Below are 21,279 nucleotides of genomic sequence, written 5' to 3'. Positions count from 1 at the left end.
ATTTAAAACTTATTAAAGTGCTTGTAAAAAAGTTTCAGGAAACTATACGTTTAAGTATAAAATTTTAACTTCAATTTTAAATTTATTAATAGCATCCTACAACGATATTGCAGAATGCTATTTCCTACTTAGGCTTCTAGTGCCTTGTTAATTTTCTCAAATAAATCTTTAGATAAATTTTCAATTTTTAGCAATGCCTCAAGTGCTTTTCGCATCTGCTTTTGACGCTTTTTGTCATAACGTTTTAATCGAATTAGAGGATCGATAAGCCTTGCTGCAACTTGCGGATTTTTTTTGTTTAACTCAGTGAGAATTTCAACTAAAAATTGATAACCACTGCCATCTTCAGCGTGAAATGCCACAGGGTTATTATTTACAAATGCTCCAATTAATGCACGAATCCGATTTGGGTTACTGAGTGTAAATGAGCGGTGAGTTAATAATTTTTTCACGGTAACAAGAACATTCTTTTCTGGGCTTGTTGCGTTTAGTGCTAACCATTTGTCCATAACAAGTCCATCTTGATGCCATTTGTCATCAAAGTTAGCCAATAACTCAGTTCGACAATCAAGTTCAGCTTTTACAGCAACACTCAAGGCGGCTAAACAATCAGTCATATTATTTGCTTGATAATATTGTTGGTTAACCAATGTATTGGCGTGCGAATTATCATCGGCATGAGCTAATAAAGTTAAACAACAGTTTTTAAGTGACCGCTTAGCAATGTCATTATGTTTAATTTGATATTGTGACGTTTTATTGTGGTGATAAACGGCTGATAATTCATCATAAAGTTCGTTTGCAAAATGAGTTAACAAAAATAGACGCACTTGATGAATTGCGATTGGATCAACCACAGTAAATAAATTCGCCAACTCGTTTTCAGATGGCAAGGTTAATATTTGTGCAATAAGGAAAGGGTCAGTTTTTTCTGATAACAATACGGCTCTAAATGCATCTAATACTGAATCAGGCAACATTAAATTTTGATTTTCTTGATAATTTTTCACATTCAAGCGAACATATTTTGCTAATAACATTTGAGCTGCATCGTAACGGCTAAATGCGTTAGTAGCGTGTTGCATTAAGAAAATAAGATCATTATCTTGATAATCATAAGTTAACTTAACAGGTGCTGAAAAATCACGTAATACTGAAATAATCGGTTTTTGAGTTACGTTATCAAAGATAAATTGTTGTTTGTTTTGTGTTAAATTTAAAACATGGTGAACAGATTTGCCTTGGTATTGCAGTGGAATTATTTGACCATTATGTTGATATAACTCGATATCAAGTGGGATATGCAAAGCTTGTTTTTGTGCTTGATCTTGAGTAGCTGGCGTATATTGTTCTACTGTTAAAGTATATTGTTGATTTTTCTCGTCATAATTATCGGTAACGGTTAATTCAGGTGTTCCTGATTGGCTATACCATAATTTAAATTGAGTTAAATCGATACCTGAGGCATCTTGCATGGCTGCAACAAAATCATCACAAGTTGCGGCACTACCATCATGGCGTTTAAAATAAAGTTTCATCCCTGCTTGGAATTTATCTTCTCCTAATAAAGTATGCATCATTCGAATAACTTCAGCGCCTTTTTCGTACACGGTGACTGTGTAAAAGTTATTCATTTCTATTACTTGTTCAGGCCGAATAGGGTGAGACATTGGGCTAGCATCTTCGGCAAATTGAACGGTGCGCAAAAGTTTGACATCCTCAATGCGTTTTACTGAACGAGATCCCATATCAGCGCTAAATTCCTGATCTCGAAATACAGTTAATCCTTCTTTTAAACTAAGTTGGAACCAGTCGCGACAGGTTACCCGATTACCAGTCCAGTTGTGAAAATATTCATGACCAATTACACCTTCAATACCTAAATAGTCATCATCTGTTGCTGTTTGTGGCTTGGCAAGCACATATTTTGAATTAAAGATATTTAATCCTTTGTTTTCCATTGCTCCCATATTGAAAAAATCAACCGCTACAATCATAAAGATATCTAAGTCGTATTCAAGCCCAAAGCGTGTTTCGTCCCAACGCATGGCATTTTTTAAGCTTGTCATAGCCCACTGCGAACGATCTAAATTACCTTTATCAACGTAAATTTCTAAATCAACTTTCCGTTTTGATTGCGTGATAAACTGATCTCTTAAAATATCAAAATCACCAGCAACTAATGCAAATAAGTAAGCCGGTTTTGGAAAAGGATCTTGCCATTGTACCCAATGACGTCCATCAGCAAGCTCGCCTTGCGCTATGCGATTACCGTTCGAAAGTAGATAAGGATAATGTTGTTTATTCGCGGTAATACGTGTTGAAAAGCGAGCAAGAACGTCAGGTCTGTCAAGATAATAGGTAATATGGCGGAATCCTTCTGCTTCACATTGAGTACAGAGCGCTTCGCCTGATACATATAATCCTTCAAGTGCTGTATTGTCAATTGGTTTAATTTCGTTAACAATCGTTAATGTAAATTCTGCTGGAACACGCTGAATGATTAAGCCAGCTTTTGTGAGCTGATAATCATGCCATGGTTGTTCGTCAATATTAACAGAAATCAATTTAAGATCTTCACCATCTAAAATTAAATTGTCCACTTCATTATTTTTCTTAATAACACGGCTACGAGCTGTGACGGTTGTTATTTTGGGAGCTAAATCAAAATCAAGATCAATGTCGGTAATGGTAAAATCGGGTGATTTATAATCAAGACGATTTTTGGCAATAGGCTGCGATTCAGGTGTTTTTATATTCATGTTGTTATGACCTTTTGGTTTGAAATCAATTTATATTTTATACTGATCGATATTATAGTCGATTAAAAACAATCTTATTACATAATTAATCTATATCTTCATTATTATTCTGCTATAATCTTTGAAATTTTTATTTAAAGCAATAGCACTAAATTTACATGTTACCAGCAATAATTACATCAATATTAGATACTGATGCTTATAAGTTGCATATGCAGCAGGCTGTATTTCATTACTACCCAGAGGTAACTGTCGTTGCCCAGTTTCGTTGTCGTAGTGATGATTTATTGGGACAATATGTTGATGAAATAATACGTCAAGTGAAATTAATGGAATCATTAGCGCTGTCTGATGATGAATTTAACTATTTATCAAATATTTCCTTTTTTAAATCTGACTATTTAAATTGGCTTAAAAAATGGCGTTTCAATAGTGATTTGCTCACTATAAAAAATGAAGATGGAGTGCTTTCTATTACAATTGAAGGTAAATGGCTAGATGTTATTCTATGGGAAGTGCCATTACTTGCCGTTATCAGTGAAATTGTTCATAAAGATCGTTCACCTAATATTGGAGTTTCTGAGGCACTAGCTCGGCTAAAAGATAAATTGGCGTTGTTTAATGAAAAAACAGCTAATATGGATATGTCGGGCTTTAATTTAATGGATTTTGGTACACGTAGGCGTTATTCGTTTGCGGTGCAAGAGGCAGTTGTCAGTTATTTGAAAACACACTTTCATAACTTTTATAGTACTAGCAATTATTTACTGGCTTATCGTTTAGGGCTTACTCCTGTTGGAACCCAAGCGCACGAGTGGTTTCAAGCTCATCAACGTTTAAGTGCTAATCTTCAAGATTGCCAAAGAAATGCTCTTCAAGTTTGGTTAGATGAATATCCTCATGACTTAGGAATAGCATTAACAGATTGTATTACAATGGATGCATTTTTACGTGATTTTGATTTGCATTTTGCTTCCCATTATCAAGGGCTTCGTCATGATTCAGGTGATTCAATTCAATGGGGTGAAAAAGCAATTGCTCATTATCAGCAATTGGGCATAGATCCACAAACTAAACTTTTGGTTTTTTCTGATAGCTTAAATTTTGATAAGGCGATTAAAATCTATCAACATTTTAATCATCGCGTAAAATTATCTTTTGGCGTCGGTGGTTTTTTAGCTTGTGATATTCCATCTAAAGATGCCAATACCAAAGCATTGAACATTGTGCTTAAATTAACGGAATGTAACAATCAATCAGTGGCTAAACTATCAGATAGTCCAGGTAAAACGATATCTCAGGATTTAGATTTTATTGATGAATTAAAACGAACTTTTAGTGTTAAACAATGATAATAATTCATGTTTAACTTATTATTAATATTAGAAACTAAAAATTAGTAATAAGAAACAAGTTATTCAAGAATTCCATTTCGTTATGGGATAGTCTTTAGAATATATCTGTATTACTTTAAATATTACTTAAACAAATTAATGTAGAGATGGATAATTAAATGACTTCAGTTGCACCTATTGTTGATGTGTTACAAGGCAAAATTGCTGTTGGTAGCACTATTTCAGTTCAAGGCTGGGTAAGAACTCGCCGTGATTCTAAAGCAGGTATTTCATTTTTAGCTGTTTACGATGGTTCCTGCTTTGACCCTATTCAAGCTGTTATTGAAAATAATTTACCTAATTATGAACAAGAAATCTTGCGTCTAACAGCTGGTTGTTCCGTTAAAGTCACTGGTAAAGTAGTGGAGTCACCAGGTCAAGGTCAAAAATATGAATTACAAGCAACGCAAGTTGAAGTGTATGGCTTTGTTGACGATCCCGAAACTTACCCAATGGCAGCAAAGCGCCATTCAATTGAATATCTTCGTGAAGTGGCTCACTTGCGTGCAAGAACCAATATTGTTGGTGCGATAACGCGTGTACGCCATACGCTTGCGCAAGCAATTCATCAGTTTTTTAATGATCGTGGCTTTTATTGGCTATCAACTCCTATTATTACCGCATCAGATACTGAAGGGGCGGGCGAAATGTTTCGCGTTTCAACACTTGATATGCTAAATCTGCCTAAATCTGATAATGGTAAAGTTGATTTTGATAAAGATTTCTTTGGTAAAGAAGCTTTTTTAACCGTTTCAGGACAATTAAACGCTGAAACTTATGCTTGTGCACTTTCTAAAGTTTATACTTTTGGTCCAACATTTAGAGCAGAGAACTCAAATACTACTCGTCATTTAGCTGAGTTTTGGATGATGGAGCCTGAAGTAGCATTTGCTGATCTAGATGATAACGCTAAGCTTGCTGAGGATATGTTGAAATATGTGTTTAAAGAAGTGCTAGAAAAACGTGCTGATGATATGCAATTTTTTGCTCAGCATGTCGATAAAGAAGCAATCAATCGTCTTGAAAACTTTATTAATGCTGATTTTGCTCAAGTGGATTACACTGATGCTATCACTATATTACAAAATTGTGATGCTAAATTTGAAAACCCAGTCAGCTGGGGAATTGATTTAGCTTCAGAACATGAACGTTATTTAGCTGAACAACATTTTAAAGCACCAGTGGTAGTAAAAAATTATCCGAAAGATATTAAAGCGTTTTATATGCGTATGAATGATGACGGTAAAACGGTAGCGGCAATGGATGTTTTAGCGCCAGGAATTGGTGAAATCATTGGTGGATCTCAGCGTGAGGAGCGTTTAGATATGTTGGATAAGCGCATGGACGAATTGGGACTCAAAAAAGAAGATTATTGGTGGTATCGTGATTTACGTCGATACGGTACTGTGCCGCATTCTGGTTTTGGTCTTGGTTTTGAACGTTTAATTGTTTATGTAACAGGTGTTCAAAATGTGCGCGATGTTATCCCATTCCCAAGAACGCCGCGTAATGCAAACTTTTAAGTTGATTAAAATCCCTAACAAGAATTTATTGAGAGTTACAGTAGGTAGATATTAATCTGTTTTAGTTTAAAAAACAATCAAACAGGCTTAAATTTAGACTTAGACACTACATTTAATGAAAAGTTCGCTTGATTTTAAAAAAAATTTATACATAATTTACACTACTGTAAAAAGTAGAAAAATAATAGATAAAAATATTATTTTTTGGATGAATAATTATTGTACGAAAATTGACACTAAACTTATGGAAGTGTCTTTTTAAAAAATAACCATGAGGGTAAAAAATGAAACGTAATCTATTAGCAATCGCTATCCCTGCGCTTTTAGTCGCAGCTGGTGCAAATGCATCTATCGAAGTTTGGAACAAAGATGGTAATAAAGTTGACTTTTACGGCCGAGTAAAAGCAGCTAACAACATCACTGACCGTGGTCAAAAAGGCGAAGGTGACGATACTTCAGCTCGTTTAGGTATGTCAGGCCAAACTCAAATCACTGATAGCGTAACTGGTTATGGTCGTTGGGAATATGAAGCTAAAGCGGGTAAAAGTAAAGACGGCAGTAGTGAAGTACGTTATGCATTCGCTGGTTTAAACTTTGGTGATGCTGGTTCATTCGACTATGGTCGTAATGACGGTGTGTTAAAAGCAATTACTGCTTATACTGACGTATTACCACAATTTGGTGGCGATGCAGCAAACAATGAATGGCATGTTCTTTCAGAACGTACTAAAGCTGTTGCAACTTACCGTAACAATAACTTCTTTGGTTTAACCGATGATATTAGCTTTGCATTACAATATGCCGATAATGGTGATGCAGTTAAAGATATTGAGAATAAAAAATGGTTAGACCCTGTATCAGGTACTACTAAAGATCGTATTAACCATAAATCCAAAGAAGCTTGGGGTGCAAATGTTCAATGGAATATTTTTGACACTGGTTTAACAGCTGGTGCAGGTTACGCTCAAACTTCAAAAAGTGATAGCCGTCAAAGTACTTGGGCAACTGGTCTTAAATATGATAACTATAATTTATATTTAGGTGCTAACTATTTCCAAAGTAAACATAAGAATGCGGTTGGTACTTATGGATTAATTGGTGATTACGTTTATCATATAAGAGATACAGATTTAAAAGTCAGAGGATTTGAATTAGTTGCTCAATATGGTATCGATCTTGAAGTTGGTCGTTTAACTCCTTCTCTAGCTTATGTTCAACACAAAGTTAAATCTTCTGATTATGATAATTTTTCAAAATATGGTTACCGTTGGAAGTATAGAGGTTTCAATTCACCAGAAGCTAAGTATGTATCTGTAGGTGCAACTTACGATTTAAACAAGAACTTTAGTACGATTGTTGAATATAAATTCAATCTTCTTGATCGTAAAGATTTTGGTGCAGCTTCAAATACTGAAAATCCACGTGGTCACGATACTAAACCAGGTACTAAAGATGTGTTAGGCGTTGGTTTAATTTACCAATTCTAATCGCTTAATATCTTATAAAAAGGCACTTAGGTGCCTTTTTTTTCATCTTTTGAATTCATTCCCACCTAAAAAAACATTTTATGCCTAAAAAAATTTATAATAAGTATTAAAATATTCGAAAATTCGCAGAATAAATCTAAATTCCATTGTTAAATAGGCAATGTGGCATTAGAGCCATGTTTATTAGGCAAAATGGCTATCACAGTAATAATATAATTGCTGATTATTAGCAGTTATTTGTTAAACCAGAGCAAAGCAATTTGCATCTTTAATAATATAAAATACCTTTGAGGGTAAAAAATGAAACGTAATCTATTAGCAATCGCTATTCCTGCACTTTTAATTGCAGGTACAGCAAACGCTTCTATTGAAGTGTGGAATAAAGACGGTAATAAAGTTGACTTTTATGGTCGTGTTTACGCATTAAACTATATTACTGATCGCAATAACCAAACAGGTGAAGGTGACAAGACCACTGCACGTTTAGGTATGTCAGGTCAAACACAAGTGACCGACAGCGTAACTGGCTATGGTCGTTGGGAATATGAAGCAAAAACAGGTAAAAATGCTGATAATGAAACTCGTTATGCATTTGCTGGTTTAAACTTTGGTGATTTTGGTTCATTCGACTATGGTCGCAATGATGGTGTATTAAAAACATTAACATCTTACACTGACGTTTTACCAGAATTTGGTGGTGATGCTTCTGATAATGATCTTTATGCATTAACAGCTCGTACTAAAGCCGTTGCAACCTACCGTAATTCAGATTTCTTTGGCTTAGTGAATGGTTTACGCTTTGCTGTTCAATATGCGGATAACGGAGATAACAGCTCAACACGTCATTTCGGTAATTATACTCTTAATGATAAACGCAATAGTGCTGAAGCATGGGGTTCAGTTGTTGATTGGGATGTGCTTGATACTGGTTTATCTGTTGGTGCTGGTTATGCACAAACTGGTGGTCATAAAGATGCTAAAGCATGGTCAGCTGGTATTAAATATGACAACGACAACCTTTATTTAGCTGCGTTATATATTCAAGGTAAACAAAAATATGGCTGGGATAATGCCTCAACTACTCGTAGCGCTGATGATTTAAAAACCAAAGGCTATGAATTAGTTGCTCAATATGGTATTGACTTTGAAGTAGGACGTTTAACGCCATCTGTTGCTTATATCCAACATAAAGTTAAAGACGCATCTAGTTATTCAAGTGATGCAGGGCTTAAAGGTAATGATTTAGCTAAATATGTTGATGTTGGTTTAACTTATGACTTTAACAAAAACCTACAAGCTATTATCGATTATAAAATTAACTTGTTAGATAAAGATGATATCGGTGCACGCCGTGCTTTATATGAAGATGGTTCATTTACTAAATCACAAATCAAGGGCACAACAAAAGACACAGTAGCACTTGGTTTAATTTACCAATTCTAATTGATTGTATCTTTGTTTTTAAAAGGCACTTCGGTGCCTTTTTTATTATCTATTATCTATTATCAATTAAATAAACCTTGCGCTTTGATTAATACTCTGTTAAAAATTAAAAAAATATAATAATGAATTAGGATACAATGATGCTATATACCACACGTAAATTACTAGCTAAAAAAAATATTGCTTTAGTTGCTCACGATCATCTGAAAGATTCTTTATTAAATTGGTGTAAAAAAAATCGTGAAGAGCTTTCTCGTCATAATTTATGTGGCACGGGCACTACTGGAACATTAATAAAGCAAGAAACAGGATTAAATATCACGCCAATGTTAAGTGGTCCGATGGGGGGAGATCAGCAGATAGGTGCATTAATTGCAGAAGGTAAAATTGATATCTTAATCTTTTTTTGGGATCCACTTAATGCTGTACCTCACGATCCAGATGTGAAAGCGTTGTTACGATTATCTACTGTTTGGAATATTCCAGTTGCCACTAATCAATCCACAGCTAATGCATTAATTCAGTCCTCTATTTTTACGCAAGAAGTTGATATTGAAATTCCTGATTATCAAAACTATTTAACTCAAAGAGTTAAATAAATGCCAATACCGTCTCAAATTCGTAAAACAGGTCGGCAAATACTTTTACTTGATAATCTGTTTATTGTCTTGCGTTAGGATTTCGGCAATTTGTTCACAAGGTTTTGGTATATTATTGGCAATAGTATTGCTGATTGCTCTAGCTAAAAACCTATAATGTTATGGATAACTTTAAGTTATCTGCATTATCAATTTAAAAATGAGTCACCAAGCACCCTATTAAAATGCGGAAGATTGGCTAATTTTGCCATCTTTAAATAAAATCGCTTCGCCAGTATTAAGTTTTTGCCATATCTCATTTGAAGTTAATGGTAAGGTTGAAATGATAGTAACAATATCATTGGGTGTTGTATGTTTTTGAAAATCAATTTCTACATCTTCGTCCAATAATTTTGCTTTGCCAAATGGTGCTTTACGGGTTATCCAATGCAAATTTGTTGTGCAATATGCAAACACATATTGCCCATCAGAAAGTAGCATATTGAATATGCCTAGTTGGCTTAATTGATCGGCACATTGCTTAATAAAATTAAATAGCTCAAGATCATCGACAGGTTTTTGTAAATATTTTTGCTGTAATTGATTAATTAAATAGCAAAAGGCAAATTCGCTATCGGTTTCTCCAACTGGTTGAAAAAGCCCTGTATCTAAATTTTGGTAATTGGTTAATTGTCCATTATGGGCAAAAGTCCAATTTTTACCCCAGAGTTCGCGGGTGAATGGGTGGGTATTTTCTAGTGCGACACCGCCTCGATTTGCTTGTCGAATATGAGCAATCACAGCTTTAGATTTGATGGGATATTCTTTCACCATTTTAGCAATAGGCGAATAGCTACAAGGCTCTGGATCTTTAAATGTTCGGCAACCTTTTCCTTCGTAGAAAGTAATTCCCCAACCATCTTTGTGAGGACCTTTGTCCCCACCTCGTTTAATTAAGCTAGTAAAACTAAAGCAGATATCAGTTGGCACATTAGCACTCATACCCAATAATTCACACATATTATTTTGCCATCTCTTTTTCAATTAACAGAATAAGAATATGAATAACTTTGATGTGGATTTCTTGCACACGATCGGCATAACCAAAATGTGGAACACGAATATCAACATCGGCAAGTCCATTCATCTTACCACCATCTTTACCAGTTAACGCAATAATTTTCATCCCTTTTTGTTTTGCTGCTTCAATAGCCTTAAGCACGTTAGCTGAATTTCCTGAAGTTGAGATACCTAAAAGCACATCACCTTTTTGACCTACACCTTCAACATAACGTGAAAAAATAGAATCAAATCCAAAATCATTACCTACACACGAAATGTGGCTTACATCTGATATGGCAATCGCAGGATAAGCAGGGCGATTATCACGATAGCGACCAGTTAATTCTTCAGCAAAATGCATAGCATCACAATGAGAGCCACCATTACCACATGATAAAACTTTACCACCATGTTTAAACGAATCAGCAATTAAAATAGCAGCTTTTTGGATTTGTTGGAGATTTTTATCGTCTGAAACAAAATTAGTTAATACGTCAATAGCTTGGTTTAATTCATCACGAATATTGTCAATATACACAGGTATTTCTCCATCAATAATAAATAAATTTATAGACTATTGTAGTTTGTTCAAAATTGCTTGCAAGCGATAAAAATAAGATTCCTTATTTTGGTAAAAACATATTTAGTAAATATGCCATTAAGTGCAAAAATAAACATTGAAATAGAAATAAATTAAGGTTGTTTCTAATAATGATGGTTGAAATAACAACAAAATTTAAATTAATTTTAAATTTAACAAATAATACATTTGCAAATAGTTAAATTCTTTGCGTTTATTTTAAATAATATATTGGGTAGAACTTGGTCGTAACGCTATTTGCCAATAGGATAAGTCTATAATTCGTGATACAATTTATTTATTAATTTTCACGCAAAACAGAGTGAAATGGCATAAAATAGAATTAATAAGGAAATTATATGCAAACGATTGAAGGTAAAGTTGCTGCACCAAAAGCTAAAGTTGCAATTGTAGTGGCGCGTTTTAATCATTTTATTAATGATAGCCTAGTAAATGGTGCAATTGATGCATTGACACGTATAGGACAAGTTGATGATAAAAATATCACTGTTATTTGGGTTCCTGGTGCTTATGAAATTCCTCTAGCTGTTAAAGTTGCCGCACAGTCAAAAAAATATGATGCTGTTGTGGCGTTAGGTACCGTAATTCGTGGTAGTACAGCGCATTTTGATTTTGTTGCTGGTGAATCAAGCTCTGGATTATTAAGTACAAGTTTAGATAACACTATTCCAGTAGGGTTTGGTATTTTAACCACCGAAAGTATAGAACAAGCAATTGAACGTGCAGGCACTAAGGCAGGCAATAAAGGGGCTGAAGCTGCATTAACTGCGCTGGAAATGCTAAATATTATTAAAGCAATTAAGGAGTAATTTTGTGGCATTAGTTAATCCTCGTCGTCGAGCAAGAGAATGTGCGGTACAAGCCATTTACTCTTGGCAAGTTTCTAGAAACGATCTTGCTGATGTTGAGACAAGTTTTATTGCAGAACAAGATATGAAAGGCGTCGATTCTAAGTATTTTCGTGAATTATTAAATGGTGTAGCAAAAAATACTGCCGAATTAGATGATAAAATGACGCCTTATCTCACTGAACGATCTGTTGATGAATTAGGACAAATTGAATTAGCGATACTTAGAATCGCACTATATGAATTAATGAAACGTCAAGATGTGCCCTATAAAGTGGTAATTAATGAAGCCATTGATTTAACAAAAACCTTCGGTGCTGCTGACAGCCATAAATTTGTTAATGGCGTATTAGATAAAATAGCCCCAACCATCCGTACGCGATAACCGATTAATTGTGAGATTGATATGAACGACAATACCGAAAAAAATAAACCATCTATTTTTTACGCCAAAAATAGTGAATCTAAAAAACATTCTCGCTCGGCTATTGAAAAGCCCTCTCGATGGAAAGAGAAGCGTAAAGATGATTCATTTCAGTTGAAATCTAAACGAGATCGTCATGATCGTATTGAAACATTCAAACCTCGAAATGATAAATCTGAGTTTGCAAAAAAGCGGTTTAATGTTGAACTTAATCAATCTCAATCATCTATCGATAATGATTCACCATGGCAAAAAAAGGTTCGTGCTAATGATCAAGTACCGACCTTTGGTTATGATGGCTATCGCCAACGTAAAGAAGAAACTTTAGTTTATAGTGAAAATAGCTGTAAAGCAGTTTTCAAACATCGACGCACAGCTATTGTTAAACTATTTATTACCCAAGAGATGACTTATCAGTTTAAAGATCTAATAGACTGGTTAGTCAAACAACGGTTAGGTTATGATGTTATCTCTAGTGAGCAAATTAGTAAAATAACTCAAACTCAACACCATGGCGGTGTCTGCCTAATTGTAAAAAAACGTGTCCCACTTACCTTATTGGATTATTTAGAAAACAGTAGTAATAAAGATCGTGATTGTATTTTAGCTATTGACGATGTTCATAATCCCCATAATTTAGGTGGCTTAATTCGTAGTGCTGCTTTTTATGGTGTTAATGGCGTTATATTACGTCAAACAAATTTACTTGATAGTGGCGCTGCCATGCGTGTGGCAGAAGGTGGTATTGAGGCTGTTGAATCAATTAAAAGTGATGATTTTGTTGCTTCACTTGATATGCTCAAACAGCGTGGTTACCAAGTTGTTGCGTTATTACCGTGTCAGGCAAAATCCATTGCATCAACTGAATTGCATAAAATCAAGTTTGATAAAAAAGTTGCGTTAGTTATATTTCAACAAATTAATATAAAACTTATTAATTGTGCTAATGTTGTTGTCCATTTAAAGGGAAATGATAACATGCCTGCGTTAAATATTTCGGTTGCAACGGGTATTTTATTATCTAATTTACAAAAATAATAAAGTATTATTTTATCTTTATTATCAACTATTTGTATGGTAAAAGTTATTTTACTAATTGGTAAAATATATCAAATAGCATGATTTGATTAGAAATTGCTTTTTTTTTCTGTAAATTGTTATTAGTTATTGTGTGTTATTGGTAATGGTTATGGCTTTAAAGCATAAAGTTGGTTTAATTTTTGGGAAGTTTTATCCTTTACATTGTGGTCATATTTATTTGATTGAAAAAGCAATGAGCCAAGTTGATGTGTTACATATCATATTGGGCTGTGAGGAATCACGTGATAAGCAGCTATTTGATAAAAGCCGCTTACCCAAACAACCACAAGTTAGCGACCGCTTTTCATGGTTAAAAGAGACGTTTAAAGATCGCCACAATATTCATATCCATGTACTTGATGAAGCTGGTATTGAATTTTATCCCAATGGATGGCAAGATTGGAGTTGTCGCGTTAAGCAAATTCTTTCCGAACATAAAATTAAGCCTAACGTAGTATTTACTAGTGAACCGCAAGATGTCAAAAATCATGAACTCTATTTTGGCTGTCCGGTAATCATTGTTGATGCCAATCGAGATTTTATAAGCATCAGCGCAACCCAAATCCGTGAAAATCCTTATAAAAACTGGTCTTATATCGCACAAGCAGCAAAACCTTTTTTTGTTAAAAAAGTAGCTATTGTTGGTCAAAATAGATTTCGTGATTTACCTATTCAATTTGCCAATATTTATAATACTCAATATGTACCTAACGGTTATATTAATTATATTGAGCGAGAAATCTTAACTCAGCATAACAAACGCTATTTGAGTGAATCCGATTTTATGAAAATTGCGATGTTACATGTAGAACGGATTTCAAAAGCTGTTGAAAGCGCCAATAAGGTTGTTTTTACCTCAATTGATTTTGAAACATTAGCACAGTACTACCATCAATTATTTCAAAAAGATAATAAAATTTTAAAAGCTTTTAAAGACAGTTATCATTTTGATTTAGTCATTCATGAAAAAGATTTAAATCCAAAATCCTCACGGCTGGAACATTTTGAAACAATCACAAAAGAGGTTGAAGCATTATTGATTTAGTTCATCACATTTATTGTGGCTTATGTTAAAATAAGTCAAATATTTGTGATAGGTAAATTTTTATGTCTCAATCTTCTGACAAACAAGACGATACAAATCAAGAAAAAATTGATTTTGGTTACAAACAAGTTCCCAAACAAGAAAAAGTAAAACGTGTTGCTGAAGTATTTCATTCTGTTGCTGATAAATATGATGTTATGAATGATCTAATGTCATTTGGCATACATCGTATTTGGAAAAAAATTACCATTGAATATAGTAGCGTGCGTAAAGGTCAAAAAGTTTTAGATTTGGCAGGAGGCACTGGTGATTTAACGGCAAAATTCTCGCAACTTGTTGGTGATGATGGATTGGTTGTGTTAGCTGATATTAACGAATCGATGTTAAAAGTGGGACGAGATAAGCTACGTGACAAAGGCTTATTTAAAAACATTGAATATGTACAAGCTAATGCCGAGGAATTACCTTTTGCAGATAACTATTTCGATTGTGTTACTATTTCATTTGGATTACGTAATGTCACCGACAAAGAAAAAGCATTACGATCCATGTGGCGAGTATTAAAACTTGGCGGGCGTTTATTAATTCTTGAATTCTCTAAACCGCAATATCAAATTCTGAATAAAGCGTATGATCTATACTCATTTACCATGTTACCATTGATGGGGAAAATAGTGGCAAATGATTCTGAAAGTTACCGTTATTTAGCTGAATCTATCCGTATGCATCCTGATCAAAATACATTGAAAAAAATGATGGAAGATGCAGGATTTGTCGATGTGAAATATCACAATATGACTGGTGGTATAGTTGCGTTACATACTGGCTTTAAATTTTGATGCGATGAATAATAATGACATTTTTTAGACTGTTTAAAATATTAACTGTATTCCGAGCTTATCAATTAAATGAATTGTTGCCAAAACATCGTTCATCAAAATGGTTGCGTACTTTATTATTTTGTATGTTTTGGGTTAGAGCTAAAGCAAAACATCAAGAAATCGGTGAACGTTTACAACTAGCGTTACAAGAACTAGGTCCAGTTTGGGTGAAAATTGGACAAATGATCTCAACTCGACGAGATATTTTACCAAAACACATAGCCGATGCTTTGGCAAAATTACAAGACCAAGTTAACCCTATTGACGGTAAAATTGCCAAACAAATAATTGAGTCAGCTTTAGAGCAGCCAATTGATTATTATTTTGCAGATTTTGACGAAAAACCAATAGCATCAGCATCAATAGCACAAGTTCATAAGGCGATATTAAAACGTAGTCAAGCCGAAGTAGTTATCAAAGTATTGCGTCCTAACATTTTACACGTTATCCAAGCCGATATTAGTTTGATGTATTGGGTGGCTAAACAATTAACTAAGCGGATTGAATCAGGCGAAAAATTACGAGCGGTTGAAATAGTGCATGATTATGAAATGACACTATTAAAAGAGTTAGATTTACAAAAAGAAGCTTACAACACGGCTAGATTACGCGATAATTTTATCAATAGCGACATTTTATATATCCCTTATGTTTACCAAGATTTATGTCGAAAAAATGTGATGGTTGAAGAGCGCATTAAAGGGATCCCCATTGCAGATATCGATCAGTTAAAGCAAAATAATGTTGATATGAAATTACTTGCAGAACGAGGAGTACAAGCTTTTTTTACCCAAGTGTTTCGTGATAACTTTTTTCATGCTGACATGCATCCAGGCAACATTTTTGTTGATATTACAGAACCACAAAATCCACGTTATATTGGTATTGATTGTGCGATTGTTGGTATATTAAGTGCTGATGATCAACGCTATCTTGCAGAAAATTTCTTAGCATTTTTCAATCGAGATTATCGAAAAATAGCCGAAACCTATATTGCATCAGGCTGGGTACCAGCAACAACAGATGTTATTGCACTTGAAATGGCAATGCGCAATGTATGTGAGCCCGCATTTTCAAAACCACTTTCTGAAATCTCATTTTCACAGATTTTACTGCAATTATTTCAAGTTGCACGCCAATTTGACATGGATATCCAACCCCAACTAACCTTACTTGAAAAAACGCTATTTTATATTGAAGGACTTGGTCGTCAGCTTTATCCAGAACTTGATTTGTGGCAAACAGCAAAGCCGTTTTTAGAAAAGTGGTATCGAGATAAATATAGTGCTAAAAAGATACTACAACAAGCTTGGGAATCGTTGCCTCAGTGGCGGGTCATGTTGCCACAGTTACCAGAAAAATTAAATGATTATGAACGAATTTCCAAACAAATGAATGTTCAATTACAGCAAATCAATCAAGAACTTCAGCGTAGTAAAAAGCGTGAACGAAATTTATATACAGCGATTGCACTATTTTGTGCATTATGTATTATTATACTAATTGTGCATTAAGAATTGAGCACAAAACTAGTTATTTGGGAAAATTGTAGTTTGTGTGTATAATTTAGGTATTAACCTTACTGGAGATAATTATCATGATGCCAAGCTTGCCTCAACTCCTCATATTAGTTGCTGTTGTTGTTTTGTTATTTGGAACAAAAAAATTACGAACATTAGGGTCCGATCTTGGCGCATCAATTAAAGGCTTTAAAAAAGCGATGAATGATGATGACGGCCACGACCAAAAAGAGCAAGACAATTTACAAAAAGTCGAGAATATTGACTCATCAGATACTAACAATACAGATACTAACAATAGCAAAAAAGAGTAACCCGTGTTCGACATCAGCTTTGGTCAGTTACTATTGGTATTAATTATTGGTCTAGTGGTTTTAGGGCCAGAAAGGTTACCTATTGCCATAAAAACAGTTGCAGGATGGATAAAAGTACTCCGCCGAATGTCTGCTACTGTACAGTTAGAATTAAATAAAGAACTTAAACTGCAAGAGTTACAAGACAGTCTAAAAAAGGCTGAACAAAGTGGTTTAACAACACTTACGCCAGAGATTCAAGAATCAATTGATGATTTAAAGCGCGTAACAGAATCATTACAAAACGAGATCGACTCTGCAACGCTGATCGATTCTCACTCTCACTCAGATAAAAATAAATCATGACCGACGACGCTACACAACCATTAATTGGACATCTTGTTGAACTTAGAACACGGCTTCTACGCTCTATTATCTGTATTTTGCTAGTATTAGCTTGCTTACTCTATTTTTCCAATGATATTTATCATATCGTGGCAAATCCACTTATCAGCCAATTACCTCAAGGTAGTAGCATGATAGCAACAGATATTGCAGCACCATTTTTTACCCCAATTAAGCTAACTGCGGTGGTGGCAATATTTATCTCAATTCCTTACATACTGTATCAAGTTTGGGGATTTATCGCACCAGCACTATATCAACATGAAAAACGTCTTGTAATGCCGTTAATTGTATCAAGCACAATTCTCTTTTATCTTGGTATCGCATTTGCTTACTTTGTGGTGTTTCCACTAGCATTTTACTTTTTTATTCACACTGCACCTATTGATGTAGCTATCAATACAGATATTACAAAATACCTTGATTTTGTAATGACACTCTTTATTGTTTTTGGATTTGCTTTCGAAGTGCCAGTTGCCATTATACTACTTTGTTGGACAGGAATAACTACGCCTAAAAGTCTACGAAAAAAGCGCCCTTATATAATTGTTGGAGTGTTTGCCGTTGCAATGTTTGTTACACCTCCCGATGTATTTTCACAAATATTACTAGCTGTACCTATCTGTTTACTGTTTGAAATCGGCACTTTTTTTGCCCGTTTTTATCAACCACGAAAAAATGACAAAACAGAAGATAACGACAGTTATGAATCTGATAAAGATAGTTAACAGATAAAAGATGAATTAACTGAATAATTAAGGATAACAAGTCATAATGAAGACCTCATTACCTGATTTTAATTGTGCCAATGTATTAGTTGTAGGCGATATTATGTTAGATCGCTATTGGTATGGAGGAACTAATCGGATATCCCCCGAAGCGCCAGTACCTGTAGTTAAAATTGACTCTTTAGAAGAGCGACCAGGTGGTGCGGCTAATGTTGCTATGAATATTACATCGCTTTGTGGTAACGCGAGACTAATCGGATTAACAGGTATTGATGAACCAGCCAAAATTCTTGATGAACAGCTAAGTAAACACAAAGTTCAATGTGATTTTGTCTCTGTTTCAACACACCCAACCATAACTAAACTACGAGTCTTATCACGCAATCAACAATTGATCCGTATTGATTTTGAAGAAGGATTTGGCAATATTGATGCAACTCCTATTCTTGAGCGTATTCAAACAGCATTGGCGACGCATAAAGTATTGGTTCTGTCGGACTATGCTAAAGGAGCATTATCAGCAGTTCAAGCAATGATTAAGCTTGCTAATCAAGCAAATGTACCGATTCTAGTTGATCCTAAAGGGACTGATTTTGAACGTTACCGTGGTGCAACAATCTTAACCCCTAATATGTCAGAGTTTGAGGCGGTAGTTGGTCATTGTCAAAGTGAAGATGAAATCATAGAAAAAGGCCACCAACTGATTAAACAGTACCAACTAAAAGCGCTATTGATTACACGAAGCGAAAAAGGCATGACATTGCTTCAATTAGATAAACCAACTTATCATCTACCGACTCAAGCTAAAGAAGTATTTGATGTAACAGGTGCTGGCGATACTGTAATTGCCACATTAGCTGCAGCTTTAGCCGCAGGGCAATCTTTAGAGGAAAGCTGTTTCTTAGCCAATGCGGCAGCGGGTGTTGTTGTTGGTAAACTTGGCACTTCAACAGTATCACAAGTAGAGTTAAGTAATGCCATTCGAGCACGTGCCGATGACGGATTTGGTGTAATGACAGAAGAAGAACTCAAAGAAGAAGTTCAAAAAGCACGGATGCGTGGTGAAAAAATTGTCATGACCAATGGTTGCTTTGATATTTTACACGCAGGACATGTTTCTTACCTTGCTAATGCGCGTAAACTTGGTGATCGTCTAATAGTTGCTGTGAACAGCGATGCCTCGGTTAAGCAGTTAAAAGGTGAATCAAGACCAATAAACCCACTTATGCAACGAATGATTGTATTAGGTGCACTTGATTCAGTTGATTGGGTCGTACCATTTGAGGAAGAAACACCACAGCGATTAATAGCCACTATTTTACCCGATGTATTAGTCAAAGGTGGCGATTATAAACCTGAAGATATAGCAGGCGGTAAAGAAGTTATTGCTGCTGGTGGAACTGTTAAAGTGCTCAATTTTGAAGATGGATGTTCAACAACCAACATTATTAATGCAATAAAAACACGCTAAGCTAAATAATCACAAATAAAATTGGCTACTTGGAAATAAGTAGCTGATCGGCTTTTCAGCTCTTAATAACCTTAGTTAATTCTTATTTAAGATAAAAATCGGCAAAAAAAATTAATACAACTTTAATTAATCGATAATAACTATTGTTAAATTTCAAAATTAATACTTTTTTTATTGTGATCTTTATGCAAAGCTAATAAGCAAATAACGAAAAAGAGTATTAAGGATATTTTATGACCAAACATTATGATTACATTGCCATTGGTGGTGGTAGTGGAGGGATAGCATCAATTAATCGAGCTGCGTCCTATGGAAAAAAATGTGCCATTATTGAAGCTAAATTATTAGGTGGAACCTGTGTTAATGTTGGTTGTGTACCCAAAAAAGTAATGTGGTATGGTGCTCAAATTGCAGAAGCTATTAAACATTATGGTCCTGATTACGGTTTTGATACCACTATTAATCAATTTAATTGGGATAAATTAATTGCTAGTCGAACTGCTTATATTGATCGCATTCATCAGTCTTATGATCGGGTACTTACTAATAACAAAGTTGACGTCATTCATGGCTATGCAAAATTTGTTGACTCTCACACCGTTGAGGTAAATGGTGAACACTATAGTGCTGATCATATTCTAATTGCTGTTGGCGGAAAACCAAGCATTCCCAATATTCCAGGTGCGCAATATGGCATTACTTCAGATGGCTTTTTTGCTCTAAAAGCCTTGCCAAAACGTGTGGCAGTTGTTGGCGCAGGTTATATTGCTTGCGAAATAGCAAGCGTATTACACGCTTTGGGCGCACAAACACATCAATTTGTTCGCAATGCTACACCACTACGATCTTTTGATCCGCTTATTATTGAAACCTTAATGGAAGTTATTACTACTGAAGGACAACAATTACATACTTTTGCGGTTCCAAAATCGGTAATTAAAAATAGTGATAATTCACTAACATTAAACCTCGAAAATGGCGAAAGTTACACAGTTGATTGTTTAATTTGGGCGATTGGACGTGATCCAGCAACAAATGACATGAATTTACAGGCGGCAGGAATTGCGGTTGATAATAAAGGTTTTGTTATCGTCGACAAATACCAAAACACCAATGTCCCGGGCATCTATTCTGTCGGTGATGATATTACAGGCGCTATAGCGCTAACACCTGTTGCAGTTGCCGCAGGGCGCCGCTTATCAGAAAGGTTATTTAACAATAAACCTGATGAACATTTAGATTACAGTAATATTCCGACCGTCGTATTTACTCATCCTGCAATTGGTGCAGTAGGATTGACTGAACCGGAAGCAATACAGCAGTATGGTGAAGAAAACGTAAAAGTGTATAAATCAACATTTACAGCAATGTACACCGCAGTAACACAGCATCGACAACCTTGTCGAATGAAATTAGTATGCGTGGGGAGAGATGAAAAAATTGTTGGTATTCATGGCATTGGTTACGGAATGGACGAAATGTTACAAGGCTTTGCAGTAGCGCTTAAAATGGGAGCAACTAAAAAAGACTTTGATAATACGGTGGCTATTCACCCAACTGCTGCCGAAGAGTTTGTTACCATGCGTTAAAAACGACCGATAGTAGTAATAAAAAAGCAGGCTATTAGTCCTGCTTTTTTGTTAATATTTTTATATATTAGGGCGTGTTGATCTTTCGTGATTATTTTTTAGACGGCATGATGTGAGTTATAATAATTCTGCAAAAAACAACCAT

At 34.9% G+C, this 21,279-nt stretch carries 18 protein-coding genes and 1 pseudogene; 16 read left to right on the top strand and 3 right to left on the bottom strand.

The window, feature by feature from the left end; translation table 11 throughout:
• Positions 1 to 128 precede the first annotated feature (128 nt).
• Positions 129 to 2,762, bottom strand: a complete 2,634-nt coding sequence (gene pepN / locus ACGH6Q_RS01995; RefSeq protein WP_411591649.1) for an aminopeptidase N — start codon at positions 2,760 to 2,762, stop codon at positions 129 to 131.
• Positions 2,763 to 2,920: 158 nt separating this feature from the next.
• On the opposite strand from pepN, the gene pncB reads away from it, so the two are divergent.
• The 5 genes from pncB to ACGH6Q_RS01970 all read left to right on the top strand — a co-directional run bounded on the left by pncB (position 2,921) and on the right by ACGH6Q_RS01970 (position 9,208).
• Complete coding sequence (gene pncB / locus ACGH6Q_RS01990) at positions 2,921 to 4,114, top strand: nicotinate phosphoribosyltransferase (RefSeq protein WP_411591647.1); 1,194 nt, start codon at positions 2,921 to 2,923, stop codon at positions 4,112 to 4,114.
• Between the two features lie 161 nt (positions 4,115 to 4,275).
• Positions 4,276 to 5,679, top strand: coding sequence for an asparagine--tRNA ligase (gene asnS / locus ACGH6Q_RS01985; protein WP_411591646.1), 1,404 nt, complete (start codon positions 4,276 to 4,278; stop codon positions 5,677 to 5,679).
• Between the two features lie 284 nt (positions 5,680 to 5,963).
• Positions 5,964 to 7,166, top strand: coding sequence for a porin (locus ACGH6Q_RS01980; RefSeq protein WP_085164238.1), 1,203 nt, complete (start codon positions 5,964 to 5,966; stop codon positions 7,164 to 7,166).
• A 300-nt stretch (positions 7,167 to 7,466) separates the two neighbouring features.
• Positions 7,467 to 8,609 carry a porin gene (locus tag ACGH6Q_RS01975; protein ID WP_034911519.1) on the top strand — a complete coding sequence of 381 codons (1,143 nt, stop codon included), beginning with the start codon at positions 7,467 to 7,469 and terminating at the stop codon, positions 8,607 to 8,609.
• 140 nt (positions 8,610 to 8,749) lie between these two features.
• Positions 8,750 to 9,208, top strand: coding sequence for a methylglyoxal synthase (locus tag ACGH6Q_RS01970; RefSeq protein WP_065589447.1), 459 nt, complete (start codon positions 8,750 to 8,752; stop codon positions 9,206 to 9,208).
• A 219-nt stretch (positions 9,209 to 9,427) separates the two neighbouring features.
• Here ACGH6Q_RS01970 and ACGH6Q_RS01965 read toward each other — a convergent pair whose 3' ends face one another.
• Together ACGH6Q_RS01965 and lpcA are read right to left on the bottom strand one after the other, a co-directional pair.
• On the bottom strand, positions 9,428 to 10,207 hold the full coding sequence (locus ACGH6Q_RS01965; protein ID WP_411591643.1) for a class II glutamine amidotransferase: 780 nt from the start codon (positions 10,205 to 10,207) through the stop codon (positions 9,428 to 9,430).
• 1 nt (position 10,208) lies between these two features.
• Complete coding sequence (gene lpcA / locus ACGH6Q_RS01960) at positions 10,209 to 10,787, bottom strand: D-sedoheptulose 7-phosphate isomerase (protein ID WP_411591640.1); 579 nt, start codon at positions 10,785 to 10,787, stop codon at positions 10,209 to 10,211.
• A 401-nt stretch (positions 10,788 to 11,188) separates the two neighbouring features.
• Here lpcA and ribE point away from each other — a divergent pair, with 401 nt between their 5' ends.
• The 11 genes and pseudogenes from ribE (at position 11,189) to gorA (ending at position 21,134) form a co-directional block, all read left to right on the top strand.
• Complete coding sequence (gene ribE, locus ACGH6Q_RS01955; RefSeq protein WP_034911536.1) at positions 11,189 to 11,659, top strand: 6,7-dimethyl-8-ribityllumazine synthase; 471 nt, start codon at positions 11,189 to 11,191, stop codon at positions 11,657 to 11,659.
• A gap of 4 nt (positions 11,660 to 11,663) precedes the next feature.
• Positions 11,664 to 12,083 carry a transcription antitermination factor NusB gene (nusB, locus tag ACGH6Q_RS01950; RefSeq protein ID WP_034911540.1) on the top strand — a complete coding sequence of 140 codons (420 nt, stop codon included), beginning with the start codon at positions 11,664 to 11,666 and terminating at the stop codon, positions 12,081 to 12,083.
• Positions 12,084 to 12,104: 21 nt separating this feature from the next.
• Positions 12,105 to 13,160, top strand: a complete 1,056-nt coding sequence (locus tag ACGH6Q_RS01945; protein WP_411591637.1) for a TrmH family RNA methyltransferase — start codon at positions 12,105 to 12,107, stop codon at positions 13,158 to 13,160.
• Positions 13,161 to 13,311: 151 nt separating this feature from the next.
• On the top strand, positions 13,312 to 14,247 hold the full coding sequence (nadR, locus tag ACGH6Q_RS01940; RefSeq protein ID WP_174798646.1) for a multifunctional transcriptional regulator/nicotinamide-nucleotide adenylyltransferase/ribosylnicotinamide kinase NadR: 936 nt from the start codon (positions 13,312 to 13,314) through the stop codon (positions 14,245 to 14,247).
• A 62-nt stretch (positions 14,248 to 14,309) separates the two neighbouring features.
• Positions 14,310 to 15,086: a bifunctional demethylmenaquinone methyltransferase/2-methoxy-6-polyprenyl-1,4-benzoquinol methylase UbiE gene (ubiE, locus tag ACGH6Q_RS01935; RefSeq protein WP_411591634.1), complete on the top strand. Its 777-nt coding sequence runs from the start codon at positions 14,310 to 14,312 to the stop codon at positions 15,084 to 15,086.
• Positions 15,087 to 15,100: 14 nt separating this feature from the next.
• A complete protein-coding gene (ubiB, locus tag ACGH6Q_RS01930; RefSeq protein ID WP_411591632.1) occupies positions 15,101 to 16,642 on the top strand; it encodes a ubiquinone biosynthesis regulatory protein kinase UbiB in 1,542 nt (513 codons plus the stop codon).
• Positions 16,643 to 16,728: 86 nt separating this feature from the next.
• Positions 16,729 to 16,962 carry a twin-arginine translocase TatA/TatE family subunit gene (gene tatA / locus ACGH6Q_RS01925; RefSeq protein WP_051634208.1) on the top strand — a complete coding sequence of 78 codons (234 nt, stop codon included), beginning with the start codon at positions 16,729 to 16,731 and terminating at the stop codon, positions 16,960 to 16,962.
• A 3-nt stretch (positions 16,963 to 16,965) separates the two neighbouring features.
• Positions 16,966 to 17,253: pseudogene (gene tatB, locus ACGH6Q_RS01920) on the top strand (Sec-independent protein translocase protein TatB); the annotation flags it as partial.
• Between the two features lie 50 nt (positions 17,254 to 17,303).
• A complete protein-coding gene (tatC, locus tag ACGH6Q_RS01915) occupies positions 17,304 to 18,074 on the top strand; it encodes a twin-arginine translocase subunit TatC (protein WP_065609060.1) in 771 nt (256 codons plus the stop codon).
• Positions 18,075 to 18,120: 46 nt separating this feature from the next.
• Entirely contained in the window at positions 18,121 to 19,545 is a 1,425-nt protein-coding gene (hldE, locus tag ACGH6Q_RS01910; protein ID WP_411591629.1) for a bifunctional D-glycero-beta-D-manno-heptose-7-phosphate kinase/D-glycero-beta-D-manno-heptose 1-phosphate adenylyltransferase HldE, read from the top strand.
• Positions 19,546 to 19,778: 233 nt separating this feature from the next.
• Complete coding sequence (gene gorA / locus ACGH6Q_RS01905) at positions 19,779 to 21,134, top strand: glutathione-disulfide reductase (RefSeq protein WP_411591626.1); 1,356 nt, start codon at positions 19,779 to 19,781, stop codon at positions 21,132 to 21,134.
• Positions 21,135 to 21,279: the final 145 nt, after the last annotated feature.

The organism is Gilliamella sp. BG2 (assembly GCF_046635645.1).
Taxonomy (GTDB): Bacteria; Pseudomonadota; Gammaproteobacteria; order Enterobacterales; family Orbaceae; genus Gilliamella; species Gilliamella bombi.
Note: the sequence above shows the minus strand (reverse complement) of the source record. Positions and strands in the feature narration are given on the sequence as shown.